At 54.9% G+C, this 26,799-nt stretch carries 21 protein-coding genes; 17 read left to right on the plus strand and 4 right to left on the minus strand.

Annotated features, from left to right (window positions below; all coding sequences use genetic code 11):
- From AC4IE8_RS19930 to AC4IE8_RS19940, 3 genes are read right to left on the minus strand one after another with little or no spacing between them, the layout of a single operon-like run.
- The gene (locus AC4IE8_RS19930; protein ID WP_068988365.1) at positions 1 to 666 is read right to left on the minus strand and encodes an outer membrane beta-barrel domain-containing protein; all 666 of its coding nucleotides are present in this window, start codon (positions 664 to 666) and stop codon (positions 1 to 3) included.
- Positions 636 to 1,391, minus strand: coding sequence for a porin family protein (locus AC4IE8_RS19935; RefSeq protein ID WP_068988364.1), 756 nt, complete (start codon positions 1,389 to 1,391; stop codon positions 636 to 638). The genes AC4IE8_RS19930 and AC4IE8_RS19935 overlap by 31 nt, the downstream gene beginning before the upstream one ends.
- Before the next feature lie 3 nt (positions 1,392 to 1,394).
- Positions 1,395 to 4,034, minus strand: a complete 2,640-nt coding sequence (locus tag AC4IE8_RS19940; RefSeq protein ID WP_068988362.1) for an HzsA-related protein — start codon at positions 4,032 to 4,034, stop codon at positions 1,395 to 1,397.
- A gap of 288 nt (positions 4,035 to 4,322) precedes the next feature.
- Between AC4IE8_RS19940 and AC4IE8_RS19945 the strand changes: the two genes are divergently transcribed.
- The 7 genes from AC4IE8_RS19945 (at position 4,323) to lgt (ending at position 15,417) form a co-directional block, all read left to right on the plus strand.
- Positions 4,323 to 5,516: a hypothetical protein gene (locus tag AC4IE8_RS19945; RefSeq protein ID WP_490791826.1), complete on the plus strand. Its 1,194-nt coding sequence runs from the start codon at positions 4,323 to 4,325 to the stop codon at positions 5,514 to 5,516.
- A gap of 9 nt (positions 5,517 to 5,525) precedes the next feature.
- Positions 5,526 to 7,997 carry a LamG domain-containing protein gene (locus AC4IE8_RS19950; RefSeq protein ID WP_490791833.1) on the plus strand — a complete coding sequence of 824 codons (2,472 nt, stop codon included), beginning with the start codon at positions 5,526 to 5,528 and terminating at the stop codon, positions 7,995 to 7,997.
- 22 nt (positions 7,998 to 8,019) lie between these two features.
- Complete coding sequence (locus AC4IE8_RS19955; protein WP_068988361.1) at positions 8,020 to 9,591, plus strand: general secretion pathway protein GspF; 1,572 nt, start codon at positions 8,020 to 8,022, stop codon at positions 9,589 to 9,591.
- Between the two features lie 182 nt (positions 9,592 to 9,773).
- Entirely contained in the window at positions 9,774 to 11,129 is a 1,356-nt protein-coding gene (locus tag AC4IE8_RS19960; RefSeq protein ID WP_068988359.1) for a M1 family metallopeptidase, read from the plus strand.
- Positions 11,130 to 11,467: 338 nt separating this feature from the next.
- Positions 11,468 to 12,109, plus strand: a complete 642-nt coding sequence (locus tag AC4IE8_RS19965; RefSeq protein WP_083225966.1) for a protein-L-isoaspartate(D-aspartate) O-methyltransferase — start codon at positions 11,468 to 11,470, stop codon at positions 12,107 to 12,109.
- Positions 12,106 to 14,556: a spermine/spermidine synthase domain-containing protein gene (locus AC4IE8_RS19970; protein WP_490791827.1), complete on the plus strand. Its 2,451-nt coding sequence runs from the start codon at positions 12,106 to 12,108 to the stop codon at positions 14,554 to 14,556. Before AC4IE8_RS19965 ends, AC4IE8_RS19970 begins: the two co-directional genes overlap by 4 nt.
- Before the next feature lie 42 nt (positions 14,557 to 14,598).
- Complete coding sequence (gene lgt / locus AC4IE8_RS19975) at positions 14,599 to 15,417, plus strand: prolipoprotein diacylglyceryl transferase (protein ID WP_068988354.1); 819 nt, start codon at positions 14,599 to 14,601, stop codon at positions 15,415 to 15,417.
- A gap of 22 nt (positions 15,418 to 15,439) precedes the next feature.
- Here the strand turns inward: lgt and AC4IE8_RS19980 are convergent, their stop codons facing one another.
- On the minus strand, positions 15,440 to 16,477 hold the full coding sequence (locus AC4IE8_RS19980) for a DUF3187 family protein (RefSeq protein WP_490791828.1): 1,038 nt from the start codon (positions 16,475 to 16,477) through the stop codon (positions 15,440 to 15,442).
- Positions 16,478 to 16,871: 394 nt separating this feature from the next.
- On the opposite strand from AC4IE8_RS19980, the gene AC4IE8_RS19985 reads away from it, so the two are divergent.
- From AC4IE8_RS19985 to AC4IE8_RS20030, 10 genes are all read left to right on the plus strand, one after another.
- Positions 16,872 to 17,399, plus strand: a complete 528-nt coding sequence (locus AC4IE8_RS19985; protein WP_068988348.1) for an AraC family transcriptional regulator — start codon at positions 16,872 to 16,874, stop codon at positions 17,397 to 17,399.
- Positions 17,400 to 17,404: 5 nt separating this feature from the next.
- On the plus strand, positions 17,405 to 19,243 hold the full coding sequence (locus tag AC4IE8_RS19990; protein WP_490791829.1) for a tetratricopeptide repeat protein: 1,839 nt from the start codon (positions 17,405 to 17,407) through the stop codon (positions 19,241 to 19,243).
- Entirely contained in the window at positions 19,240 to 22,068 is a 2,829-nt protein-coding gene (locus AC4IE8_RS19995; RefSeq protein ID WP_083225941.1) for a tetratricopeptide repeat protein, read from the plus strand. The genes AC4IE8_RS19990 and AC4IE8_RS19995 overlap by 4 nt, the downstream gene beginning before the upstream one ends.
- Positions 22,055 to 22,675: a tetratricopeptide repeat protein gene (locus tag AC4IE8_RS20000; RefSeq protein WP_490791830.1), complete on the plus strand. Its 621-nt coding sequence runs from the start codon at positions 22,055 to 22,057 to the stop codon at positions 22,673 to 22,675. Before AC4IE8_RS19995 ends, AC4IE8_RS20000 begins: the two co-directional genes overlap by 14 nt.
- A 17-nt stretch (positions 22,676 to 22,692) precedes the next feature.
- Positions 22,693 to 22,971, plus strand: coding sequence for a hypothetical protein (locus AC4IE8_RS20005; protein ID WP_068988655.1), 279 nt, complete (start codon positions 22,693 to 22,695; stop codon positions 22,969 to 22,971).
- Between the two features lie 98 nt (positions 22,972 to 23,069).
- Positions 23,070 to 23,720, plus strand: a complete 651-nt coding sequence (locus AC4IE8_RS20010) for a MotA/TolQ/ExbB proton channel family protein (protein ID WP_068988343.1) — start codon at positions 23,070 to 23,072, stop codon at positions 23,718 to 23,720.
- Positions 23,717 to 24,235: an ExbD/TolR family protein gene (locus tag AC4IE8_RS20015; protein ID WP_068988341.1), complete on the plus strand. Its 519-nt coding sequence runs from the start codon at positions 23,717 to 23,719 to the stop codon at positions 24,233 to 24,235. Before AC4IE8_RS20010 ends, AC4IE8_RS20015 begins: the two co-directional genes overlap by 4 nt.
- A complete protein-coding gene (locus tag AC4IE8_RS20020; RefSeq protein WP_068988338.1) occupies positions 24,232 to 24,744 on the plus strand; it encodes an ExbD/TolR family protein in 513 nt (170 codons plus the stop codon). Before AC4IE8_RS20015 ends, AC4IE8_RS20020 begins: the two co-directional genes overlap by 4 nt.
- The gene (locus AC4IE8_RS20025; RefSeq protein WP_068988336.1) at positions 24,741 to 25,712 is read left to right on the plus strand and encodes an AgmX/PglI C-terminal domain-containing protein; all 972 of its coding nucleotides are present in this window, start codon (positions 24,741 to 24,743) and stop codon (positions 25,710 to 25,712) included. Before AC4IE8_RS20020 ends, AC4IE8_RS20025 begins: the two co-directional genes overlap by 4 nt.
- A 40-nt stretch (positions 25,713 to 25,752) precedes the next feature.
- Entirely contained in the window at positions 25,753 to 26,733 is a 981-nt protein-coding gene (locus AC4IE8_RS20030; RefSeq protein WP_490791831.1) for an FAD:protein FMN transferase, read from the plus strand.
- Positions 26,734 to 26,799: the final 66 nt, after the last annotated feature.

The following is a 26,799-nucleotide window of genomic DNA, read 5'->3' on the forward strand; positions in this document are numbered from 1 at the left end:
TCAAAAGAAAAAGCTCAGGCTACCGGTGAGTTCGAAGTTATGGGTGGTTTTGCTCTCGCCGAGCAAATCCGATTCGAACATGTGATCCCTGGCATCGAGATGGATGGTCAGCCAATCATTAATCAGCAAGCGATAGCCTGCACCCACATTCACAGTGAATTCATCATCCCCGGCAAAGCGTGTCGTGCCGATCCCGCCAATCAGATAGAACTGACTGTTATAGGCATACTTGCCGCCGAGAAATACCTCTCCGGGTAGAATATTGTAACCGGCGGAGAGATTGTAATAGGTAAAGCGACGCTCACTGTCGGTGAGCAGCTGAACATCGCCGCTCAATTGCTCATAACTGGTTTCGTTGGCTTCGGAAGTGCCAATGGCCGCCTCAAGAAAGATCGACTCCGTACCATGATAGGCGAGCCGCAAACCATAGGCGGCGCTGGTACCGAAATCCTCGATGTTCATCAGCCCGGCATACACTCCGATCTCAAAATCCTCTTCATCGAAATTGGGTTCGGTGATCTCCCGACGGGCGATCTCGGGCTCCACCAGCAACTCTTCACGCAGGTTTTCGCCAAGCAGCTGCTCCTCCGCCTGGCCGGTAGAGAGGTTAAACAGACCCAGCAGGGCTGCTGTACTCAGAAAAAGAAACCGAGTCCGATTTTCCACTGGTCAAAATCCTCATTCTCATCACGACTGGTAAATACGGCATAGTGACGAAACTCCCCGCGAAGGAAGAAACGCCTGGTCATATAGACCTTCAATCCGGCACCCACATGGGCGGTAGTGTCTGTACGGTCCTCAGTCTCCACCAGGGTAGCGTTTGGGTTGGTGCGGATCACACCACCGCCAAGGGTGAAGAAGGGGCTGAATGTCCACTCCGGAAAGGGCTGGGACACCAGATTGACATCAAACAGATACTCACTGGAGAAGTCCCCGAGCGCCTGGGAGAAGCTGACCTCGGTGGAAAGATTCTCGTTAAAGGCATAACCCGCGTAGAGTCCCAGCAGGGCCGCACCTTCCATGTCACCGCCGTAGAAACTGAACTCCCAGGTACGATCACGAAAATCTTTCTCGGAGTAGGCCGTCAACGGTAAAGGGGTACCATCCTCCAGGCGGGTCTGGCGCATCTCATCGATCGCCACCCAACCCTGCTTGCCTCTGCGGGTCTCCACCAGAAACCAGTCGGTGCGACGCTTGTGAATCACCACCCACTCATCCCGTTCGGCCACATGGTGGACAGGATAGACCGCTCCTGGACCGGTATGCATCTCGATAAAAGGGGCAAAGACCTGTACCCGCATCGGTGTCTCTTCCGCCAGCATTGGCCAGGAAAGCAATAGCCCGAGCAGCAGCCCGCCGATGCGCAATGGAATTTTACTAAACCGTCTCAAGCGTCAGTCATCCGCAGGTGCAAGGAATGGATCATTGAAGTACTGCGCACCGATATCCAGCCACTCATAGATCAGTTTCAGTTCCGCATCCGTGAGATAGCCCGCATGCGCGCCACCCACTTCAAAAACCTCGGTAAAGCGGCTGTCGTTGGCAGAACCCGCAACCATCGAGGCCCCGCCAGGCACCGGCACCGGAACATCGGGCAGAGGGATCGGATTTCCCTCACCATCAAGAACCAGCTCCCCGTTTTCATCCGTTTCAAACAGCTGATTTCCGTTCTCGTCCACCGCAGGCACCAATATATCCACCAGCAGGCCATCCACGACCTCCTGCATGTTATCGGCAAACAGCAGCTCCCGATAGGCACTGAAGTGTTCCGGTTCATCTTCAGATGGGCCGTCACTCAGATCGAGCTGGGCATCGGGCACCACGGTTTCGCCGGCATCGTCCGTATCGTGACAGACATTGCAGGTACGATCCTCAAGGGTATTCCCTTCATTGTCCAGTATCAGCCGGGATAGAGACCAGAGCGGATGGATGTGCCGCTCATAATGGATCATGGCACGGCACAGCTCATTCCAACTGGAGGTGCAGAGCGCATCATTGAGTGGATTCGGAGTGTCCAGATCGGCGTACCGATAGGTGAATGGCGAATCGGGCTGGCGCATCGCAGGATCACTCCAGACATCCTCAAACACCAGATCCAACTCCGGATCACAGGAGCCGGCCCTACACTGCAGACGATTGCGGGTCTGAGCCATGGTCTCGCCCACATCGGTCCAGAGTTCCGGATTGGTATTGGGGAAGGGCTGTCCGGTCTCCAGGCTGCCGCTGTTCACACTGGGTGGCGCCGCCGTCAGACGACCATGAGCCAGTGGACTGTCGCCGGCATGGCAACCGCCGCATTCGATCACCTCACCTGGCCTGAACTGCAACCAGAAACTGTGCACCTCGCCGGTACGCCGACCGTCTGCGTCGAGTACGCTGAAGCTGACCGGTACATTGGCCGGGACTTTGACCTGTACCGACCCATCGGGATCGATCGGTGCATAGCCCAGCACTTCACGCATGCCGAACTGAGCCGTGGCGCCGAAGGCGGAGTTGGAGAACTCAAGCACATCGTCGTCTGGCAGGGTAACCTGCTTGATCAGGCGCAGAAAGCGGGCCGGCCGATTGTCGGCACTGGTCAGCGTGGGGTCGGACAGGGTAGCGATATCCGGCTCTGCGCTATCCACACCATCCAGGTCATAAACACTGCGGATACGTAATAGACCCGCCTTCTCAGATACCAGAGTCGGATCCAGATCGATACCGGCTGTCTTGTCATGGATGATCAGCGGCTCGGAACGCTCAACCGCCACAACCACGTCGCTGTAGATAACCCCTTCCTGAGGTTTCACGATCGGCAGTTGGGTCTGTTTCGACGGATCGTAGATGAACAGGCTGTAGAGGGGAGGCGCCTGCTCAACGGCCGGATCGGCCAATCGTTCATCGTTGCAGGGAACGATGCGTTCATCCTCGATCACACGGCAGGGGCTCCAGCTGATCAGCAACCGGTCGGTGTTGTCGAACAAGGGGTGGGCACTGCGTAGCTGTCCGCCCATGGTGATCGTACCATCGGTGGGAATTTCGTGGTTTGTGGCATTGCTCTGGGCAGGCCCGGTCATCCCCTGGTTGTCCCAGGTTGGCTGTTCGTTATCGATATAGGTCTCGGCATCGATGAAGATCAGCGCCCCACCCTCCTGGGTTCCGTCGAAAGGTTGGATCAGCGTAAGGATCCGGCCATCCGGCATCTCCTGGGGACGCATGAACTGAATGGTGCTGCCGTCGGTACCGGTGTCGTGACTGTTCAGACCATACAGCAGTTCCAGCTCGGTACCATCCGGGTTGATGCGATAGAGGTGAATCGCATTGTTGCCGTCCGCATTGTCCCAACGACTGAATACGATCTTGCCGCTGGAGATCACCGTGGGTGAGAAGTCATGACTGCGGTTGAATGAGATCTGGTTGATGTCGGTACCGTCAGCATTCATCACATGCAGCACCATCGCCGGCTCATTCACCGCCCGTTCCATCGCCAGATATTGTGGCTTGCCCTCATCCAGCAGACGCGCCTTGGCCTGCCGCTGACGGGTCGAGGAGAAGACGATGCGTCCGTCGGGCAGGTAGTGGGGAAAACGGTCGTGCCCATCCTCTGCCGTGATATCGGAGACAATCACCCGTCTCAGTTGTGCCGCCGGGATATCGTACTCCCAGACATTCCAGGTGGGCTGATCCTCAGGCTCCGCATCCTCAATCAACGGCAGTCTCAGGGAGAACAGCAGTTTCATGCCGTCAAATGAGACCGAAACATCCCGTACATCCCCTTCACCGCCGGTCACATTTCCGGTCAGATTGATCTCATCCGCCCCGGCAGAGGCATTGTCTTTCAGGTAGAGATCCCCACCCGTCTCGGTGGCCTGACTGAGCCGGATATCGGTTGTGCTCTCCTCCGTGATCGGCCGTTTGACGTAGGCGACCGGATAGTCGACCACCACCGGGTCTGGATCCTGACTGTCACCGCCACCGCAACCGAACAGCAAAATGACCATTGAGAGCACTAACAGAGGACTCAATAGCCGCTTGGATTTCACTGGTCTCATTAAACAGTCCGTTCCCTTAAAAAATGATTGTCGCAGCTCGGACAGAGGTCTCTTTTGGATAGAGTTGAATTCTGCTATCGACTAATAAAATCATGGACTTGAGAGTCTACCTCATCGAAAACCCCAATCAGTGCTCAAGTTCACAACCTGGAGAAACAGTGTTCACGAATCCGCGACTTAGGATTGACAAAAACAGCCCCTGATATAGAAGGAAGGGAAAGCGTTGCATTCAGCCGACCGAGCATTCAGCCGTCGGTGTAGAGAATAGGGATTTAGGGGCAAGTCAATATGTCGGAAACACACCCATCTGCGGCTCGAAAAAACTTTACAACAACATCGGTAAAGGTGGTTGCGTTGATTCTGACGCTAAGCACGATGATGCCGGCAGTCTCCGGCCCCAGGGAACAGGCAAAGCGTATGCATGATCGCATCGCCGGGGTTCCCCCGAGTGCCGATACCCTGGCACAAATGGTCGACGAGATCGAAAACAACAACGATCCGCTCGCCGCCGCCATGTTGGCGATTGAACACCCGGGTTTTTATAACGTTACCCTGAAAAACTGGGCGACCCCCTGGACCAATGAGGACCAGACCCCTTTTGCTCCCCTGAATGACTACACGGCGACCGTGATCGGCATGGTACGCGACGAGGTACCGTTCAATCAGCTGCTCTCTGCGGACATCATCTACACAGGCAGCAACTCCCCAGCCTACTCCAACAGTAACAACGATCACTATGAGACGATGGAAAACCAGGGCCTCGATCTGAAACAGGTGTTACAGCAAAACACCCAATCGAGTGTCACCGGTCTGCCGCCTGAAGGCACCGCTGGGGTGATCACTACCCGCGCCTCGGCGCGAGCCTTTTTCATCGATGGCACCAACCGGGGCATGTTCCGCTTCACCATGCTCAACCATCTGTGCAAGGACCTGGAGCTGATCAAGGATCCAACTCGCCCCAGTGACCGTGTACGCCAGGACGCATCGCGCAGTCCAGGTGGTGACAGCCGCGTCTATTTTAACAACTGTGTCGGCTGCCACGCCGGTATGGAACCCCTCGGACAGGCCTACGCCTACTACAACTTTGAATATACCGATGATCCGGAGACCGGCGCTCTGGCCTATACCCCGGGCAGCGTTCAGCCTAAGTTTCTGATCAACAGCTCAGTATTCAAAGATGGTTATGCCACACCGGACGATCGCTGGGATAACTACTGGCGGGAGGGGCCAAATGCCAGCCTGGGCTGGGACAGCAGCCTGCCGGGTACCGGTTTCGGCGCCAAGTCGATGGGCGAGGAGCTGGCCAACAGCGACGCGTTTGCCGAGTGCCAGGTCACCAAGGCATTTCAGGCGGTCTGTCTGCGTGCACCGGTGGACAGTGCGGACCGCAGCAAGATCGCCGAAATTACCAGCAGTTTCAAATCCGGTTACAACATGAAGAGCGTGTTCGCACAAGCGGCCGTCCATTGTGCGGGAGAGTGATCAGTGAACATGTTAAACGGATATAAAAACCATCGGGGAATCAACGGATCTACCTGGCTGCTGTTAACGGCACTCTCACTGTTCGGCCTGCAGGCGTGCCAGGATGGGGTCTCCAACGATTCGCAGCAGGAGACCACGGTCACCTCCAGCACCTACAGCGGACCGGCCGCCCGAACCAGTGATATACAGGGGTTCAGGGTCAGTGTGTGGGAGCCTTTGAGGGCACAGAATCGATGTGGCTCCTGTCACAACGCCGGTGGTCAGGCACCGTTGTTCGTCCGCGAGGATGATGTCAATCAGGCCTATGAGGCGGCCAATCCCTTTATCAACCGCAGCGAACCGGATGAGTCTTCCCTGGTCACCAAGGTCGCTGCTGGACACAACTGCTGGGAGGCCAGCGATAGCGCCTGTGCCACCATCATCGCCAACTACATCGAGTCCTGGGTTGGTGGTGGCGCCAATGCGGGCCGACAGATCGAACTGGAAGCCCCGCCGGAAAACGTGGTTGGGGAAAGCAAGGTCTTCCCGGACGATTCAAGCCTGTTCGCCAGTCATGTCCACCCGCTACTGACCGACTACTGCACTGAATGTCACGTTGATGATGCGGCTGCGCCCCAATCCCCCTATTTTGCCGCAGCGGATGTGGAGACCGCCTATGCGGCTGTCAAGACTTCGATTGATCTCGATACCCCATCCAACTCCCGTCTGGTTCAACGTCTGATCGAGCTGCACAACTGCTGGGATGACTGCCCGAGCAATGCCCAGGAGATGGAGACCGCGATCGACGACATGGCCAGCGGCATTTCGCCGACTCCGGTTGACCCGGATCTGGTGGTGAGTCGGGCGCTGACCCTGCCGGAAGGTACGGTGGCGAGTGGCGGCAGTCGCCAGGAGAACGATGTCATCGCACTGTATGAGTTCAAAACCGGCAGCGGTAACACCGCCTACGACACCAGCGGTGTGGATCCGTCAATCAATCTGACCCTGAGTGGGGACACCACCTGGGTGGAAGGCTGGGGACTGGAGTTCAGAACCGGTAAGGCCCAAGGCAGTACCAGCGACAGCCGCAAGCTCAGCCAGCTGATCCAGGCAACCGGTGAATATACGGTGGAGGCCTGGGTAGTGCCAAGCAACGTCACCCAGGAGGGTCCGGCCAGAATCATCAGTTACTCTGCAGGTACCGATGATCGCAACTTCACCCTGGGACAGACTCTCTACAACTACAACTTCCTGCACCGTTCCAGCACCACGGACGGCAACGGTGAGCCAGCCCACTCTACTTCGGATGATGACGAGGATCTGCAGGCCACCGAGCAACATGTGGTGGTCACTTTCGACCCGGAGAATGGACGCCAAGTCTATGTCAACGGCATCCACACCGATGACCTGGATGAGACCGCAGCGGGCAATCTTAACGACTGGGACGACACCTACGCGCTGGTACTGGGAAATGAGGCCTCAGGCGATCGCCCCTGGGCGGGCAAGGTGCGACTGCTGGCAATCCACAACCGCGCATTGAATGCCGCACAGATCCAACAGAATTTCGAAGCGGGTGTTGGTGAAAAGTACTTCCTGCTGTTCAATGTCAGCAGCCTGCTCAACCTGCCTCAAAGCTATGTGATGATCGAGGTCAGCCAGTTCGATAACTACAGCTACCTGTTCCGTCAGCCGAAGTTCATCAGCCTGGATGAGAGCGTGCTGCCGGGCTCGATTCCGATTCAGGGGATGCGTATCGGTATCAATGGTAAAGAGGCCGCCATTGGTCAGGCCTATGCCACCCTCGATACCACCATCAACGACTCGGAATACACGCTCAATGGTCAGTTGCTGTCGAACATCGGCACCACCATCGCCACCGAGAAGGGTTCGGAAAACGATCAGTTCTTCCTCACCTTCGAGCGACTGGGTGAACACACCAATGTCTTCATAGAGCCTGAAGCACTGCCCCCGGCAGAGCCGTCTGATGGTGAACCGGCTTCCTCAGTCGGCTTGCGCACCTTCGATGAGATCAACGCCACCATGGCATCCCTCACCGGTGTCAGTCAGACCCTTGAAGCGGTACAGACCACCTATACCACCATCAAGCAACAACTGCCCTCAGCGGAAGCGATCAACGGCTTTCTCTCATCCCATCAGGTGGCTGTTTCGCAACTGGCGATCGAATACTGCAGCGCGATGGTTGACGACACCACATTGAGAACGGGCTTCTTCCCCGGATTCGATTTCAATGTCAACGCCAACGACATCGCTGCAGCGACCTGGCAGAGTCAGGTGGTATCCCCACTGATCGTCAATTTCATGGGTGAGAATCTCACCACCCAACCCGATCCTGCAATGGTCGAGAGCGAATTGATGAGCCTGCTTACCGGCAGTGTCGGACTGGCCCGCTGTAGCGGTCAATGTGCCGCGGACCGAACTGAAAAGGCAACCAAGGCAGCCTGTGCCTCACTGCTGGGCAGTGCCATAGTGCTACTGCAATAGAAACCCAGACGGAAAGATAAAGATGCGTAGAAAAGTGAAAAACCTATCGCCGGACGCCCCCCTGCTCCACCCGGATCACCCTCGCCCGGTCAGCCGCAGGGATTTTATCCGTCAGGGCATGATGGCCGGTCTCGGTGCGGTCACCACCCCCTCCCTGTTCGGGTTGTTTGCCAATCCCGGTGAAGCCAGGGCCGCTCTCTCGCCGGACCTTGAGACTCTCAAGAACAGCTGCGGTATCGATACCCTGGGTGGCGGTAAGATACCGTTCATCTGTTTCGATCTGGCGGGCGGTGCGAATATCGCCGGTTCCAACGTCCTGGCCGGACGCCAGGGAGGTCAGCTCGACTTCCTCACCACCGCGGGATACAACCGGCTTGGGCTGCCGGGTGACATGGTGCCTTCGATCGTCAACCCTGATACCAATCTGAACGACTTCATCAACAGTGAGCTGGGGCTGGCCTTTCACTCTGACAGTGCTTTTCTGCGGGGTATTCTGGAAAAGGTCTCGGTGGGCAATCGGGCCAATATCAATGGCGCGATCATTCCGGCCCGCTCGGAAAACGATACCGGCAACAATCCCCACAATCCGATGTATGCGATCAACCGTTGCGGCGCCGATGGGGAACTGCTGACACTGATCGGTTCCCGCAGTTCGGACTCGGGTGGCAACTCCCTGGCGCCGGCGGATCAGATCGATCCTGCCGTGCGGCCTACCAAAGTCGATCGTCCCAGTGACACCACCGGCCTGGTGGACACCGGCAAGCTGGTCGGCATGCTCGACCAGTCCGATGCGGTTGCGGTTATGGAGGCGATCCAGCGGATCTCCGATATGAAGCTGGACAGTGTCAACACCGGCATCTCCACCGACCAGATCGTCAAAGAGCTGGTCCGTTGCGGCTATGTAAAGAGTGCCGACCTGGTGGATCGTTATGGCGATCCGGCGGCGCTGGATGTCACCGCAGACCCGGACATCATCGGCCCGATCTTCACTCAGGAGGAGTTCGACGGTGACGGTGAATTCCGCAAAACCGCCTCAGTCATGAAACTGGTCATCAACGGTTATGCCGGCGCCGGCACCATCACCATGGGTGGCTACGACTACCACACCGGTGACCGTGCGGTTGGGGAGATTCGGGATCTTCGAGCCGGTCGCTGCATGGGGGCCTGTATCGAGTATGCCGCCCGTATCGGCACCCCGTTGATGCTGTATGTCTTCAGTGACGGCTCAGTCTCCAGTAACGGCACCTTGGACAACTCGGCCGACGGTCGCGGCAAGGGAGTCTGGACCGGTGATAATCAATCCACCGCCGCCTCCTTCTTCCTAGTGTTCAACCCGGCCGGCCAACCCACACTGGCAGGCGCCAGCGCCGATGAGCAGCTGCGCCATCAGCAGATCGGCTATTTCACCGCCGATGGTGCGGTGGACAACGGCTCAAGCCCGGCGGCCAACAATGTCAATCAGCTGGTCTTGAGCGTTGCGCTCAACTACCTCGCGCTGCATGGTGAACAGGGTCAGTTCAGCTCCCTGTTTGGCACCAGTCTGGGGAATGCAACCATGCTCGACAGTCTGACCGCTTTCAATCCGATTATGTAGTGTGGCGCGGCAGGCCTTTATTTAAAGATTAACTGCAAATATGGGCCTGTTAACGCAATTCCAATCACCGCAATAAGAAGCCTTATCGCTAGCGCTTTTCGCAGTGAATGGCACTCATTTGCGGTTTTATTCTCATAAACAAGTATCATTAATGCTGGCGTGTTGATTTCAGAGAGCTGCCAGTGGATAAGGCCAAGCGTTCTACCTCGGATAACAGACAACGACTACTCTACCCGGCAACCGTTAGCCTCGCATTGTGGCTGTCCGCCTGTGGTGGCGGTGATGACTCGGGGAACAGCACCACACCACAGGCAACAGAGGATTGGCAACGGGATATCCTACTCACCAGCCTGACCATCGACCTCGATGCGATGCAAGGCAGTGCGGACATCCTGCTGGCGGGCTCAACCACCTCCAGTGGCGCCTCCTTTGAGGCGGGCGATCTGATCATTGCACAGGTCACGGCGAACGGCCGCCAGCTCAACTACCGAAACGAAAACGGCAGTCTGCATATCGGCGTCCCCCCATCGTCTGCTGAAGTGACACTCTCCATCGATTACAGCCTCAACCTGCAGAGTAATTTTAACGGTTTACTGGATGGCGGCATGAGTTTCACCTGGCCCTACTACTGCGGCAATCTGTTCCCATGCAAGTCCGAACCGGCAGAGGGAAGCGGCTATGAACTGCAGATCAATGGCGCGCCAACGGGTTCTGAAGCGATCTACCCGGCATCGGTAATCAGCGATGCACCGGCTTACATGTTGGCCTGGTCGGTAGGCGATTATACCTTCAGCAATCTGGGAACGACCGCAGCCGGTACTGAGGTAGGCGTCTACTATCCAGCGGACCTGCAACAGCAGGCGCTCGACGGTAGTCGCTATCTGCGTGATGCGTTTGACTGGTATGAACAGACCTATGGTCCCTACCCGTTCGGTCAGGCTGTTGCCAGTGTCTCGGTCGATTGGGGTCCAGGCCAGTTCGGCGGCATGGAGCACCACCCCTTCTGGCATATCGCCTCAAGCTCGATATCCGATCCATGGGTGCATGTTCATGAAGCCGCACATGGCTGGTTTGGCAACGGTGTGCGCATCGCCTGCTGGGAGGATTTCGTGCTCTCTGAAGGCCTTGCCTCATACCTAACGGCACGAGCCGTCAGTGCGATCGCCGGTGAGGCATCTGGTGAACAGGTCTGGGCATCTTATGCAGCGAGACTGGCCCAACTGCAACAGAGCAGTGGCAACAAAATCGCCTGGCCGGCCGGATGCCAGCAGATCGATATTCTGCAGGATGGGCTGTTCGGTACAGCCCCCTACATGAAGGGGGCGTTCTTCTTCAGACACTTGGAATTTTCACTGGGTGTGGATCTGCTCGATCAAATCCTCAGAGAATTCTTCCTTGCCAATGTCGGCACTGCGGCATCGATGGATGAGCTGTTGCGACGGGTCGAGCAAAGTAGTGATTATGATCCTGAAGATTGCGCCATCGCCTGGCTCAGATCGGAAACCCTGCCCAACGGCGCCAACTGCGCTTACCAATAGCGCCCAACTGCCAAGGCCTGTTGAGACGAATTTACTGCACAGATTCACTTCGAGCTATATTTAAGTTATCAGGATTGCACATTTCGGTTAGATCGAAAAGTTATGTGCCGGATTTCCTGGAACCCGGCATATGCCAGGATGACGAAAAATGAAATGACCAGAGGATTTCTCAATCTATTCCAATCCGTCTGAATCAGACAACTTCAAGGTCTTAGGGCCTGTAGGAGCTGCTCATGTTGACGACTCGACAACTCTTCACAGCGCTGCTGATAAGCCTGGTGGCCACCGGCTTAACAGCTCAGCAAACGGACCAGGGTTACACTGAAGAAAGGCAGAGAATGGTGCAAACCATTCAGCGGGAGGTGCGTCAAACCAGTGACCACCTGGAGAAGAAACAGCTTGATGAGCGGGTCATCGAAGCCTTGAAAACGGTTCCCCGGCATCTTTTTGTACCAGAATCACAACGCCATTCAGCCTATCAAAACAGACCCTTGCCGATCGGCTACGGACAGACCATTTCACAACCCTACATCGTTGCCATCATGACCGATCTGATCGCGCCGCAAGCGCAACATAAGGCCTTGGAAATCGGAACCGGTTCCGGCTATCAGGCTGCAGTGATGTCACCGCTTGTGAAACAGGTTTTCTCCATGGAGATCGTCGAACCATTAGGCCAGCTTGCTAAAGCTCGACTGCAGAAGCTTGGTTACCGGAATGTCGAGGTGGCCATCGAGGACGGCTATCACGGATGGGCTTCAGAGGCACCTTTCGACATCATCATCGTTACTGCCGCAGCCAGTCATATCCCACCCCCACTGATCGAACAACTGAAACCCGGCGGCAAAATGATCATACCGGTGGGCAGCCGTTTCATGACCCAACAACTGCTATTGGTGAACAAGGACCAGCAGAATGAAGTGACCGTACGGCAGGTTCTGCCGGTTCGCTTCGTACCGCTGATCAACAAGTCCGAGTTGTGACCGGCAAAAGCTCGCCACCCTATCTCTCACTGATGCTGCTCTCCGCATCGGCACTGGGTTATGAACTGTTGCTGATGCGCCTCTTTTCGATCATTCAATGGCACCATTTCGCCTACCTGGTGATCGCTCTGGCGCTGCTGGGTTACGGTATCAGCGGCAGCCTGCTCTACCTCAGGCCAGCCATCGTAATACGCCGCTTCAGTCAGCTCTATGCTCTCGCCCTTCTGCTGTTTGCCTTGAGCAGCATCAGCGGATTCATGCTCGCACAATCGATCAGCTTCAATATCGAAGAGTTGTTTTGGAATCCAGCCCAGATACTCAGACTGATTCTGATCTTTCTGCTATTGGCCCTGCCTTTTGCCTTTGCCGCCTCAGCCATCTGTATGACGTTCATGTACTATCCGCGCAGCACAGTCTCAAAACTCTATGCGGCTGATCTGATCGGCGCCGGCCTGGGCGCAATCATCACTTTGATCGCAATCTATTACGTGATGCCTCAATATTTGCTGGTCAGCCTGAGTCTGACCGGTGTGCTTGCCTCACTCATCGCGATTTGGGAAACGGCGATCAAGCCTAAAGCGATCCTGCAGCTGCTGACCGTTACGATCACAGCACTGTTTTTCACAATCCTCCCTGAGATCAAACTCAACTATTCGCCCTACAAAGCGCTGGCCCAGACCCTGAATGTCAAAGGCGCCAGCATCATCGATCAACGGACCAGCCCGCTCGGCCATCTGACCCTGGTGACCAATCCCCAGATACCATTCCGGCATGCGCCAGGACTGAGCCTGCTCAATACGGCTGAACCTCTAGAGCAGATCGGTCTGTTCATCGATGGGGACAATCAGAGTGCCATCACCCGCTATCCTCAACGTCTCGAGGAGCTGAGTTATCTCGACCAGACCACCTCGGCGCTGGCCTATCATCTTAAAACTCCTGACAAGCTGCTGGTGATCGGCAGCGGTACCGGTTCAGACCTGTTGCAGGCTCACTACCACCGGATTGAATCGATCGATGCCCTGGAACTCAACCCGCAGATCATAGAGTTGGTCAACCGCGATTACAGATCCTTTGCCGGACCGGTGTACGACAACCCGTTCACTCAGCTGCATATCAAAGAGGCCAGGGATTATCTGCTTGAGAATCAACAGCAATATGACCTGATCAAACTCTCATTGACCGAGGGTGCCAGCGCCTCTTCATCAGGGCTTTATGCACTCAATGAGAGTTATCTCTACACCCGAGAGGCGATACAACTCTATCTCTCCAAGTTGCGTCCGGACGGTATTCTGTCGATCACCCGCTGGATCAAACTGCCTCCCAGGGACAGCCTGAAGCTGTTTGCAACCGCTCACCAGGCTCTCCAGATGAGGCAACTTGATAACATCGAAAAACGTCTGCTGATGATTCGTAACTGGCAGACCAGTACTCTACTGATCAAGAACGGTCTGTTCACAAACCGGGAGCTGGAGAAAACGCAGCAGTTCTGCCGTACGCGTCTGTTTGACCAGGCTTACCACCACCAACTAAAAGCGGAGCAGAGCAATCGCTACAACCTGCTCAGCGAAGTCAGTTTCTATCAGGCGACCCAACAAATTGCCTCGGGTGAGCTGGAGAATCTGATCGACAACTATAAATTTGAATTGCGACCCGCTACAGATGATCGTCCCTACTTCAATCACTTCTTTAAATGGCAGAGTTTTATCGAAGCCTTGGAGCTACGCGGCAGTGGGGGCATGCCGTTGATTGAGTGGGGTTATGTGGTGTTACTGCTCAGTCTGGGGATCACTGGTCTGCTTAGCGGTTTGCTGATCCTGCTACCACTGCTGTTGATGCCAAAAAACCCATCGCCATCCGACCGCAACAACCTGAACGGATCCGTCATCGGTTATTTCGGCGCCATCGGTCTGGCGTTTCTGCTGATTGAGATCGGCACCATTCAAAAATTCCAGCTGTTTCTGCATCACCCGATCTACGCCATCGCCGCATCCCTGACAGCTTTTTTGTGTTTTTCAGGCTTGGGCAGCTATCTAAGCGAACGACTTTCCGAAAACCAGCGCTACAAACAGAGCGCCGGCAAGGCGATACTCGTCCTGTGCGCAATCGGTCTGGGATATCTGCTGATGCTCCCTGACCTGTTTGACGCCCTCATCCACCTCCCGATGGCAATAAAAATCGCGATAACCATTCTGCTGATTGCGCCGATGGCAATCTGCATGGGGATGCCTTTTCCACTGGCGATCGCAGCCATGAAGCAGAACCGGGCAGATCAGATACCCTGGGCCTGGGGAATCAATGGCTATGCTTCGGTGATCAGCGCCGGGCTCTCCACAGTGATCGCCATCCAGTTTGGCTTCAAAATCGTTTTACTCTGTGCGATTCTGCTCTATCTGACAACACTGATGACATTTCCGGGTAAAACAGCTGCCAATCCAGCCTGCGATTGATTAGAATTCACCCCTGCAGTTATCCCCCAGGAAGATCCCAAGATGGAGCAACAAGCCCTCGATTTCATCGTTTGGAATACCGATCCCACACTGATTGCCTTTGCCGGGCTGGAGATTCGCTGGTACGGCGCGCTCTTCGCACTGGCCTATCTTCTGGGCTATCAGACCATCTATTGGATCTATCAAAATGATGGGCGGGATGCCGCGCACCTGGAACGCCTCTCCATCTATCTGGTGATTGCGACGATTGCCGGTGCCAGGCTGGGCCACTGCCTGCTTTATGATCCAGCCTATTTTCTGGCTAATCCGTGGAAGATACTCGCCTTCTGGGAGGGGGGGTTAGCCAGTCATGGCGGAGGGCTCGGGGTAATCCTCGCGCTCTACATCCACAAACGCCAGTCCGGTGAGACTTTTCTCTGGCTACTCGACCGCTTTGCCATACCAACTGCGCTGGTGGGCATGCTGATTCGTCTGGGAAATCTGTTTAATTCGGAAATCTACGGCACCCCGACCAATCTCCCCTGGGCCTTTATCTTCGAGCGAATCGACCAGATTCCCCGCCACCCGGCACAGCTCTATGAGGCGATAGGCTATGGGCTGATCTTTGTCGTACTGATGCTGTTCTACCGACGCATGCGCCTGAAGATTGAGGATGGACTGATCTTCGGGATGTTTCTGATTGGCGTTTTCACCACCCGGTTTCTGGTTGAATTTGTTAAATCCAAACAAGCCGCTTACACCACCGATGTCATGTTGAGCACAGGACAGATTCTCAGCCTGCCCTTTATCGCCGCCGGTGTTGTATTGATCATATTGGCGCTCCGAAGAAGCCGAGACAAAACAGATCAGCAGGCAGACTGACGGCAGTAAACGCTATTCCGGTTTAGAACCTGGCTTCATAGCGGATGTTGAAAATCAGGTCCGGCACCATATCGGTGGTCATGTTCTCCCCCAGCGAGAGATCGATATGATCACCACCCTCCAAAGGAATGGTTCCGCCGAATGTCAGCATTACCGCTGAGCCGCCCAGCTGATCCGAGCTGCTGTGATAAAACGGGGTATGGGCATCGACCTGGGCCTTCAGGTCCAACCATTGATAGACCCGCCAGTTGATTCCCAGGGTTCCGAACAACACAAACTCTCGCTGATCCTCCTCAAGGACCTCCGCCTTACCCATCAACAACACACCCATATGGCCATACCCGCCAAAGGGCCAACCGGGAAGTAATTTGCGATCGGAACCCGTAAGCCAGATCGACAGGTCAGGTGCACCGCTCCCCAGCAGTGACTCCTCATCCCCGCTAGGCAGCTTCAAGCCCATATGTACGGAAGCTCTCATCTCTTCATCCGCCAGACTCAGTTCCCGGGAGAGGTGAAACTGTATATCGCCGATACCACTGACCTTCTCCTGGATATCGACTTCAGTCACACCATCCCGGATATAGAGATAACGCAACTGATTCTGCTGCCAGTCATCCCGGTCCGAATTGGAAAAACCAAACAGGTCGTGCCAGTTTTCGATCAGGCTGTCCAGGCCGCCTCCCCGATGAGAGAGGTAGGGCACTTCGACACCCACCTGCCATCCGGAACCTATGCCCCGTTGCCAGGTCAGGGCCAGCCGGTAGGTCTCCCCATCCAGCGTCACCTGCTCACTCTCCTCAACGGTCTCCATCGAGGTGTTGGCCACATCCAACTGCAGGCTGAGGCTGTTTTGTTGATCACCAAGCAATTCGGAGGGTGTGGCCACCGGAAGACCATGCAACAGGGTGAAGGGATTCATGTTGCGCACATGAAAAGGCTCCGGCTGGCTGGCCTGAGCCACCCCGGTCATTGTCGAACAAAGCAGCAAGATTGACCGAAAAATGATCAACAAAAGGGAATTTTCTTCCCAGGACTGACAGAACCGGTTAGTTTTAACCATGAAGCAATGCAACAGACATTGTGCTGGCCGATCAACACGACGGCGATCGACAAGGAGTTAGTTCTTATTCATATGCGACTGTCTGCTAACTATTGCATACAATCACAAACTACGTAACGGCTATGACCCTAGTTTTTATAATAAATTCAACCAATACTTGTGTAATCGCGATCAGTTAAGATTGCACAGGGTCCTAAGCCAGTTTCAGTTGCAAACCCGAATCATCAGCAAATCGTAGCGATTACCGGCAACATCACATATGATTTGCTTGTTTGGGCATTTTTTACCAACTTCCAAGATCAACCTGTGACTATGATCGCAAACGCAACACACTAATTCATATAGATTTGTTTCTTCATTACACAGTTTTATTCATGACCCGGGAAATGACATCTTGAAGATCTTATTCCGCACGCTATTTCTCCTCGCCTGCTGCCTCAGTCTGCCCTCCTGGGCCGCTGATCCTGCCCAGGCTGACCAAGGGCTGGACAAACAGGTCGAGAGCTTGAAAAAGGCAGTGATCGAGTTGAACCGAGAACTCTTTATCCTTGAGGAAGAGCTGCTGTTTCCGGGGAATACCCAGGTCTCGGTATTTCTCTCCCTGGACATCGGCACCTACTTCAAACTCGATTCCGTACAAGTGCAGATCGATAACAAGGAGCTCTCCAACCACCTCTATACAGAACGTGAACTGAAAGCGCTGCAACGGGGTGGTGTACAGCGGATCTATCTGGGAAATCTGAAAGCGGGCACCCATGAACTGGTTGCCTTCTTTACCGGCGTTGGCCCCAAAGGCCGGGATTACAAGCGAGGCGCGACGGTCAGCTTCGAGAAAGGCCTGGGACCCAAGTACCTGGAACTTAAGATCGTCGATAGCGCGGCACTGCAGCAACCGGATTTCGAGATCCGGGAGTGGGAGTGAGATAGGTGTCACACGGTCTGATACCCCGTCTGCTCCTCACGATCAGCCTGGCCCTCCCGATCACCGCAAGCGCGGAGATAAAACCGGGAGAGCCACAGGAATTACGTGATCTGCACTATGGTGAGGCGCTCTTCCAGCTCTACCAGGAGGCTTACTTCCCTGCCATTGTACGTCTGCTCTCAGCAAGAAAGCAGGGACTGATGCAGAACTACGCGGATGAACCTGAGCTGCTGCTTGGCGGACTCTATCTGGCCTATGGCATGCCGGATACGGCGGAACACCTGTTCAACCGGGTTCTGAAGACAAGCGCCACCCCCGAAATACAGAACAAGGCCTGGCTGCAGCTGGGCAAATCCCGTTTTCGCCGGGGAGAGGATCCCGCAGCGGCCAAGGCGTTGAGTCAGATCGGAGCTGAACAACCGACCGATGCGAAAGATGAAAAACAGCACCTTGAAGGACTGATCGCACTGAAACGGAACAAGCCAACGGATGCAGTTGAGTCGCTGACGGAAATCTCCGGTGACAGTGAGTGGTCGCTGTATGGTGATTTCAACCGGGCATTGGCGCTGCTGCAGAGTGATCAGTCCAGTTCAGCTCTGGAGATCCTCAAAACCATCGGTGATGGCCATAGCGAGCAGGATAACGAAGAGCTCAAAGCGATACGGGACCGGGCGAATCTCACCCGGGGGTATCTGCTGTTGGAGGCAGAACAGCCGCAACCCGCCAAGGACTCCCTGCAAAAAGTACGTCTGAAAGGAGCCTCAAGCAACCAGGCCCTGCTTGGGCTTGGCTGGGCATCGTTGCAGCAGGGCAAGGAGCAGCAGGCACTCGCTCCCTGGCAACTACTTGCCGGGCGGAATCCAAGCGATCCAGCTGTTCTGGAGGCCAAGCTGGCGATACCCTATGTACTGGCACAGCTGAAAGCCGAACAGCAATCCCTGGACGCCTATCAGAACGCCATCACAACCTACGATCAAACCCTCGGCTCGGTCGATCAGATCATTCAACAGATCAACCAGGGCGGTTTCCCCGACAGCCTGATGGTGGAAAACCAGGAGGATAAGCAAAAACTGCATACCCTGCTGCCCTTTCTGCTCACAGGCAACAGTTTTCAAGAGCGACTTCAGGACTACCGGGACTTACAGGAACTGGAAAATAACCTACAGGAGTGGCAGACCAAGATCACCGCCTATCTCACCATGCTCGACAATCAGCAGCAGACCTATAAAGAACAGCTACCCCGGGTGGAAGCCTTCCTCAGGGGCGACAAGCTGAAGCAACTGCAGGAGCAGCACGCGGAGCTGGACGCGCACTACAACATCGCGGTGTCGGAGGAAGAACCGGCCTTTATTCTGGCAACGGGTGAGGAGAAGACGTTAATCGAACGTATGCAGCGTATCGAGAGTCTGATCAATGAATCCGCCTCCCCAGAACAGTTCCAGGTGCAAAAGGAGATTGCCCAACTGATGGAGGGGATCCTGATCTGGCGAACCGTGACGGAACACCCGGCCCGTGTCTGGAATCTGAAAAAACAGATGAAGGCACTGACCCAGAACATCGAGTCGGTAAAAGTCCAGCAGACAGAGCTGGCTGCCTCAAGAGAGCAGTCAGAGAACAGATTCGGTGATCTGTCAGCACGCATAGACAGCCTGCAGGAGAGAATTCCCGAATTGCTGGAGCAGGTTACGGTGCTACGTAAACAACAGGCAAAACACCTTCAGGAGATGGCATTGGCCAGGCTGGAACAACGCAAAACACTGGTTAACAACTACCTGATCCAGGCACGCTTCGGGGTTGCCAGTCTGCTCGACATCAGTACGGACAGAGGGGTACAGCAGCAGTGAAACCCGCTCTCTACCTCGGCCTGTTGAGTCTGACAGCTTACGGCTGCTCCTCCCCGGTGTTGAAGGGGGGAGGCCCCAATGAAGCTACGCTGGCGGACCTGGAAGCAGAGCCGGTCAAGATTGAACAGAGCGCCATCGCCCCATCTGAGCGGGACGATGTGATTGAAAACTATCGGGCACTGCTGAAACTCAATCCGGATCAGCGTCTGCACAGTGAAGCCACCCGCCGTCTTGCCGATCTGGAACTGGAACGCAGCGAGACCAAACTACTGAGCGAGGATGAGCCTGCTCCAAGCAGTGAAGAGCTGGATCAGTCAATCAAACTCTATCAGGAACTGCTGGACAACGATCCCGACTACAACGCCAGTGATCTGGTGCTCTATCAATTGGCCAGAGCCTATGAGCTACAGGGTGAGATGCCAGCGATGATGCAGTCTCTGGACACCCTGATCAGAAAATACCCACAAAGTGAGTATTGGCAGGAGGCCCGTTTCAGACAGGGCGAACGTTTCTTTGTTGAGCAGCGATTCAGCAACGCAGAACAGGCCTATGGGGAGATCCTAAAACAGCAGCAGCAGACCCCCTACTATGACCGTTCACTGTTTAAGCATGGCTGGTCACTCTTCAAACAGCGTAAGGTGGAACAGGGCCTTGACTCCTTCACCCTGCTGCTCGACAGAAATCTGGGTGACACGCAAGCCATCGATACCAGTACACTCTCACCAGCGGACCAGGAGCTGCTGAAAGAGACTCTCAGAGTCATCAGCCTGACCTTTTCCGAACTGGGGGGCGCCCAGCGGATCAGCCAGTACTTCGATCGCCACGGTCATCGCAATTATGAATATATGATCTACCAGGGCCTGGGTAACCTCTATCTGAAACAGGAACGAATCCAGGATGCGGCCGACGCCTACCAGGCTTTCGTCAACCTCAACCCCGCCCACCCCCAGTCTCCAAGACTGTCAGTGGAGGTGGTGGAGATCTATACCAAAAACGGATTCCCAGCCAAGGCCATCGAAAGCAAAAAAGCCTTCACACAACACTACGCCGTTGCCGGTGACACCTGGCAAAAACTCGGTTCCGAGGATCAGACCTGGCTGAATGAGCAGTTGCGGGTCTACCTCAAGGATCTGGCGGAATACCACCACGCACTGGCACAGAAAAACCGTAATAAAAAGAGTAAGGCAATTACCGCTGAGCAGGCCAAGCAGGGTCAACAGGCGGCCCATTGGTATCGGCTCTATCTGGATAATTTTCCGACGGATCCCAAAGCGGGCAATATCAGTTTTTTACTGGGCGAACTGCTGTTTGAGCTGAAAAACTACCCACACGCGGTGACCGCCTACGAACAGAGCGCCTATCAACTGCCAAACCATGAGAAACGTGCTGAAGCGGGTTATGCCGCCCTCCTCGCCTATGCGGCACGACAGAAGCAGCTCGCTAAAGATCCTGATGACGTCTGGCGTAAGCAGGGCGTTGAGAGCGCGCTGAAATTTTGCGATACCTTTCCACAGGATTCACGTCGCGCCAGGGTGCTGACCGAAGCGGCCGATCAACTGCTCGATCTGAAGGACCTGGGTCGTGCCCGGGGAGCCGCCCTTCAGGTCGCCAATCTGAAACCGGCAGCAGAGAAAAAACTGCGTCGTACCGCCTGGATCATCGCCGCCCATGCCGCCTTTGAGCAGAAGGATTTCAAGGCAGCCGAACAGGCCTATCAACAGGCGCTTTCCCTGACCTCCGCTAAAGACAAACAGCGCGGCAAGCTCGAAGAGCGTTTGGCTGCCAGTATCTATCAACAGGGATCGGACCAGCGAGCCATAGGGGACCACAGTGGCGCCGCCAAACAATTTCTGCGTATCGCCGCACTGGCACCGGCATCCACTATCCTCGCAACCGCTGAGTATGATGCCGCCGCCAGCCTGATCGCGGCGGGTGACTGGGCCGGTGCAGTCACCATTCTTGAATCCTACAAGAAACGCTACCCGAAAAGTGAGTTGATTCCGGAAGTGGACAGCAAACTGGCGGTTGCCTACATCGAGTCCGGGCAGTCCCTGAAGGCTGCTTCCCAACTCGCCCTGCTCTCGAAACAGAGCGGCGATAAACAGTTGCAGCGGGAAGCTGGTTGGCAGTCCGCTGAGCTGTATGACAAAGCAGGCAAAAACAAGCAGGCCATCAGCGCCTACAAAAGCTACGTAAAACGTTTTCCCAACCCCTATGATCCCGCCCTTGAGGCGCGACAGCGTCTGGTAGAACTCTATGAAAAGACGGGGGAATGGGGTAAACGGGAATGGTGGATGAGGCAGATCATCAAAGTCGACGCCAAGGCCGGTAAGCAGCGCACCGACCGAAGCCGCTATCTGGCGGCAACCTCAAGCATTCAGTTGGCCGATCCACCGCGTCGTGCATTCCGTAAGGTTAAACTCAAGGCTCCGATCGAAAAGAGCCTGAAATCGAAGAAAAGCAAAATGCAGGAAGCGATCAATGCCTACAAGAGAGCCGCCGAGTATGGTGTGGCTGAAGTGACCACGGCGGCGACCCATCGAATCGGTGAAATCTACCAGCAGTTCGGTGCCGCATTGATGACATCCGAACGCCCCAAAGGGCTGAATGCGGAAGAGCTCGAACAGTATGAGATTCTACTGGAAGAGCAGGCCTACCCCTTCGAAGAGAAGGCGATCACCCTGTATGAGTCGAATATCGAAAGAGCGCCTCAAGGCATCTATGACGAGTGGGTGAAAAAGAGTTTCGCAGAACTTGCCAAGTTGATTCCTGGTCGATATGCCAAGCAGGAAAAGTGGGAGGGGTGGATCGATGCGATCAATTAACACCCAACTGACTGCACTTGGATTGATTCTGCTGACAGTCGGTTGCAGCAGTATGACCACACCTCAACAGCAACAAAGTGATGAGGGCAACAACACCAGCGTAGCCGCCACTGCTCAGCCCAGTGAAAGCAAGGATCCGCAACTGACCAAGTCGCTGCAGTCGGTCCACCGCCTCTACAAGAAGAACAAACTGGAGCAGGCCAAACAGGAACTTCAGGCGTTGATAGAAGAGTACCCGACGCAGACTGCCCCGCATATCGATCTGGGTATCATTCAACTCGATGAACAGGCGCCACAGGCAGCAGAGCAATCCTTTAATGCCGCCCTGGCGATTGATGCAGAGAGTTCAACTGCGCACAATCTGCTTGGGATTGCGTTGAGAATGCAGGGCAAATTCAAACAGGCGGAACAAGCCTATCAGGCCGCCCTCACCCATCAACCCGACTACCTGCTTGCCCACCGTAATCTTGGAATACTCTACGATCTCTATCTGGCTAAACCGAAGCAGGCTTTACAGCATTATCAGCAGTATCAAACCATGCTGGGCAGCAAAGACAAAGAGATGGAAAACTGGATCATCGACTTGCAACGCAGGGTCGGTAAATAGAGGTGACCGGGATGCTGATGAAAAAACATACAAGCTTGATCGCTCTGCTGCTGAGCCTGCTGATGCTCAGCCCCTGGTGCTTTGCAGAACAGCGGCTCGATTTGGACGGCACCGCGATTTTCGGTAACAAGGAGTCGCCCAACGTCCTCTATGTAGTACCCTGGCGATCCGCAAAACGTTTGACCGGCATGATGCCACCGGAAACCGGTCGGCGGGATGAACTGCTCTCTCCGCTGGATCGTGATGTGTTTCGCAGACAGATCGATTGGTATCAGAGATATGGTGAAAAGCCCTAAAGATTTTGACTGCGAGCGCCCTATGGCAAACAACCCAGATTTTGTTATGACCTGTCACCAGGTCTTATAAACCTCGTCGAATACTAACGGAGAACCCTATGGAACTCATCGACACAATCATCCGTTTCTTCCAGGAAGGCGGACTCTTTATGTACCCGATAATGCTGATATTTGCAGGTGGCATTGCGATTGCCATAGAGCGTTGGATATACCTGACGCTGGCGACCGGCAGTAACAAACGCACCTGGAAGCAGGTACTGCCTCATCTCAATGACGGGGATTTCAAAACAGCCATGGAGACGGCAAACAAATCAAAGACAGCGATTGGCACCATGCTCACTTATGGTCTGGCCAGGGCACGCACGGCCCGCCGCCGGGATGATGTGGAAGTCGCTATGGAAGAGGGGCTGATGGAAGCCATTCCTCGCATGGAGAAGCGCACTCACTATCTGAGCACCCTCGCCAATATTGCCACCCTGCTCGGACTGCTGGGCACCATTATCGGGCTGATCCAGGCCTTTACCGCGGTCTCCAATGCCGACCCAGCCGAGAAGGCCGACCTGTTGTCCGCCAGTATTTCGGTGGCCATGAACACCACCGCCTTCGGCCTGATGGCAGCGATTCCGCTACTGCTGGTCTACGCCCTGCTGCAGAGTAAAACCACAGCGATCGTCGACAGTCTGGAGATGGCCTCAGTAAAATTCCTCAACATCTTTAACGAGAAGGCCTACTCCAGGAGTAAGGCATGAGAGGCCGGTTTCGCCACCATCACAAAGAAGCGGAACTGAATATCACCGCTTTTCTTAACCTGATGGTGATCCTGATTCCTTTTCTGCTGATCACGGCGGCGTTTTCCCGCTTTTCCATTATTGAGCTCTATCTGCCGCCTGCCAGTGAAGGCACACTGAAACAGATCAAAGAGCTTCAGCTGGAAGTGATCATTCGAAAAGAGAGTCTGGAAGTTGCCGATCGACAGGGAGGCTTGATCCGTCGTATCCCGAATAGTGCGGATGGGTATGATGTAAAGGCGCTGAATGAATTGCTGGTACAGATCAAAGTCCGTTTTCAGGACAAACGCAGTGTGTTCATTCTCTCTGAACCGGAAACCAACTACGAAACCATGGTTCAAGTCATGGATGCTGTACGCATGACTGAAAATGTCGAGTCTGGATCGGTGATCCAATATGAGCTTTTTCCAGAGATCTCTCTGGGAGACGCACCACCCAGCCAAGCTCCAAAAATGGATGAAGGTAACGCCTCATGAAGATGTCGCGTCGTGCTAAACGCATGGATCGCCACCACCGAAGGAATAAAGGATCAGCGGTACTGAACCTGGTCTCACTGATGGATATCTTCACCATCCTGGTGTTCTTTCTGCTGGTCAATTCCGGCGAGGTACAAGTATTGCCCAATGCCAAGGCCCTGAGTCTGCCTGAATCACTGGCGGATGTGAAACCCAAGGAAAACCTGGTGGTGATGGTCAATCAACGAGAGATACTGGTGCAGGGACATCGGGTCATCGACCTCTCCCAGCCACTACCGGAAGGTAACCTGCTTCCGGCCTTGCAGAATGAACTGCAGCGTCATGCCGAGCGTTCCAAAAGCAGTAGCATTGAATCCTTCAAAGGGGCGATCACCATCATGGGGGATAAAGGTATTCCCTACGCTTTACTGAAGCGGGTCATGGCCACCTGTGCACAATCCGAGTATCCCCGTGTCTCCCTGGCTGTGCTTAGAAAAGCAGAGCAGCAAAAGGGAGGGCAGCCCCTGTGAGCGTCTCTTACCGACATTCCTCTAATCTACCCTGGAACAATACCAGTGCAGATGAACGTCGATTTCATCTGATTATTGTATCTGCTCTGATGATTGCGATGATCCTGGGGCTGTTGGTTCCCATGATTCAGCTACCGGAAAAGGAGCGCTTCAAGAAACAGACCCTGCCACCCCGTCTGGCAAGGTTGATACTGGAACAGAAACAGGCACCACCACCAAAACCGAAAAAGATTGTCAAAAAGGAGCTGCCCAAACCGAAGCCTAAGAAGGAGAAGAAGCCGGAGGTCAAGAAAAAACCTGAACCGGAGAAGAAACCGGTTGAGAAAATCGCGAAGAAAAAACCCTCGGCAGAAGAGGTGCGTAAAAAAGCGGCCAGCTCAGGCTTGCTGGCATTCGCCGATCAACTGGCCGATCTGCGGGAAGATCCGGTGGTATCGAGTGTCCGTGGTGCTCAGAAACTCTCCAAAGAGGGACGCAAGACCTACACCAGTCAACGCTCGATCATCTCCTCTGGCGCAACCAAAGGCAGTGGCGGTATCAATACCGCAGCACTCAGTCGTGAGACAGGGGGCAGTGGTCTGAGTAACCGTGCCACCACTCAAGTGGAGAGCAAGGATATCACCCAGGGCAGTGAGGCTGCGGCAAACAATCGCGGAGCCAAGGGTAAGAACCACAAAGGCAATCGTACCCGGGAAGAGATTCAACTGGTGTTTGACCAGAACAAGGGGGCGGTCTACGCCCTCTACAATCGGGCGTTGCGTAAAGATCCCTCGTTACGCGGCAAAGTCGTCCTCGAGTTGACCATCACCCCTGCGGGTAAGGTGAGCAATTGCCGGATCATCTCTTCGGAACTTAACAATCCGAAACTGGAACGCAAGTTGGTCTCACGCATCAAACTGTTCAAGTTTGCCAGCAAGGATGTGGAGACCGCCGTTGTATCCTATCCGATCGACTTCCTGCCCTCTTAAGTCAATCCGGTTGCTCGGCTCACAGCACAACGGCTAAACCATGATTAGGATAGCATTAGGTCTGCTTCTGCTGTGGCTGCTGCTACCGGCATTGAGCCAGGCTGAATGGCTCAGTCAGCAGACCGACATCATGGGCACCCGGATAAGCGTCGAACTGTGGCATGAAGACACGACGCTGGGTGAGTTGGCGATTACCGCTGTATTCGATGAGTTCAAACGACTGGATAGAAAACTGAGCCCCTACAAAAGCGACAGTGAACTCTCCCTGGTCAACCGGCTGGCTGCAGAGTCAGCCATCGACATTTCGGCTGAGTTGTTTTATCTACTGCAGGAATCCCGCAAATATGCTGAATTGACTGGCGGTGCATTTGATATCACCTTCGCCTCGATCGGTCACCAATACGACTACCGAACAGGCCAAAAGCCCGATCAGCAACGCACCCGGCAAACCCTGCCGCTCATCGACTATCGACACATTGAGCTCGACCCCAAGCACAACACGGTCCGCTTCCTGCGCAAGGGGGTGAAGATCGATCTGGGGGGAATCGCCAAAGGCTATGCCGTTGACCGGGGCATCGCACTGCTACGTGAAAGAGCGATCGAACATGCCCTGATCAGTGCCGGCGGTGACAGCCGGTTGATCGGTGACCATCGGGGCAGGCCCTGGCATATCGGCATTCAGGCGCCGAGGAAAAAGCAGGCCATGGCTGCCGTGCTTCCTCTCACCGACAGTGCGGTTTCAACCTCTGGTGATTATGAGCGTTTTTTTGAGACCGATGGAGTCAGATATCACCACATCATCAGTCCGAAGACTGGCCACTCCGCGAAGGACGTTCAGAGCGTCACCATTCTCGGTGCAAACGCACTGCGTACCGATGCCCTATCAACCAGTATTTTTGTCCTGGGGGCCGAGGCCGGCCTGGTCCTGATCAATCGTCTTGATGATGTGGAGGCGATTATCATCAACCAGCAGAGAGAGCTGTTGACCTCCTCAGGACTGGATAGTCTGGATAAGCATTAGCGTCTTTGGTGGGGCATGGCCCCACCCTACATTGATTTTAAGGTGTAGGGTGGGGCCATGCCCCAC

The sequence above is a fragment of the Candidatus Thiodiazotropha sp. AKAK2 genome (assembly GCF_058244685.1).

What these genes read in the sequence shown, in the direction of transcription:
- AC4IE8_RS19940 (WP_068988362.1), bottom strand. Translation starts at nt 4,034, where the DNA reads ATGAGACCAGTGAAATCCAAGCGGCTATTGAGTCCTCTGTTAGTGCTC.
- AC4IE8_RS19945 (WP_490791826.1), top strand. Translation starts at nt 4,323, where the DNA reads ATGTCGGAAACACACCCATCTGCGGCTCGAAAAAACTTTACAACAACA.
- AC4IE8_RS19950 (WP_490791833.1), top strand. Translation starts at nt 5,526, where the DNA reads ATGTTAAACGGATATAAAAACCATCGGGGAATCAACGGATCTACCTGG.
- AC4IE8_RS19955 (WP_068988361.1), top strand. Translation starts at nt 8,020, where the DNA reads ATGCGTAGAAAAGTGAAAAACCTATCGCCGGACGCCCCCCTGCTCCAC.
- AC4IE8_RS19965 (WP_083225966.1), top strand. Translation starts at nt 11,468, where the DNA reads ATGGTGCAAACCATTCAGCGGGAGGTGCGTCAAACCAGTGACCACCTG.
- lgt (WP_068988354.1), top strand. Translation starts at nt 14,599, where the DNA reads ATGGAGCAACAAGCCCTCGATTTCATCGTTTGGAATACCGATCCCACA.
- AC4IE8_RS19980 (WP_490791828.1), bottom strand. Translation starts at nt 16,477, where the DNA reads ATGGTTAAAACTAACCGGTTCTGTCAGTCCTGGGAAGAAAATTCCCTT.
- AC4IE8_RS20000 (WP_490791830.1), top strand. Translation starts at nt 22,055, where the DNA reads ATGCGATCAATTAACACCCAACTGACTGCACTTGGATTGATTCTGCTG.
- AC4IE8_RS20005 (WP_068988655.1), top strand. Translation starts at nt 22,693, where the DNA reads ATGAAAAAACATACAAGCTTGATCGCTCTGCTGCTGAGCCTGCTGATG.
- AC4IE8_RS20010 (WP_068988343.1), top strand. Translation starts at nt 23,070, where the DNA reads ATGGAACTCATCGACACAATCATCCGTTTCTTCCAGGAAGGCGGACTC.
- AC4IE8_RS20015 (WP_068988341.1), top strand. Translation starts at nt 23,717, where the DNA reads ATGAGAGGCCGGTTTCGCCACCATCACAAAGAAGCGGAACTGAATATC.
- AC4IE8_RS20020 (WP_068988338.1), top strand. Translation starts at nt 24,232, where the DNA reads ATGAAGATGTCGCGTCGTGCTAAACGCATGGATCGCCACCACCGAAGG.
- AC4IE8_RS20030 (WP_490791831.1), top strand. Translation starts at nt 25,753, where the DNA reads ATGATTAGGATAGCATTAGGTCTGCTTCTGCTGTGGCTGCTGCTACCG.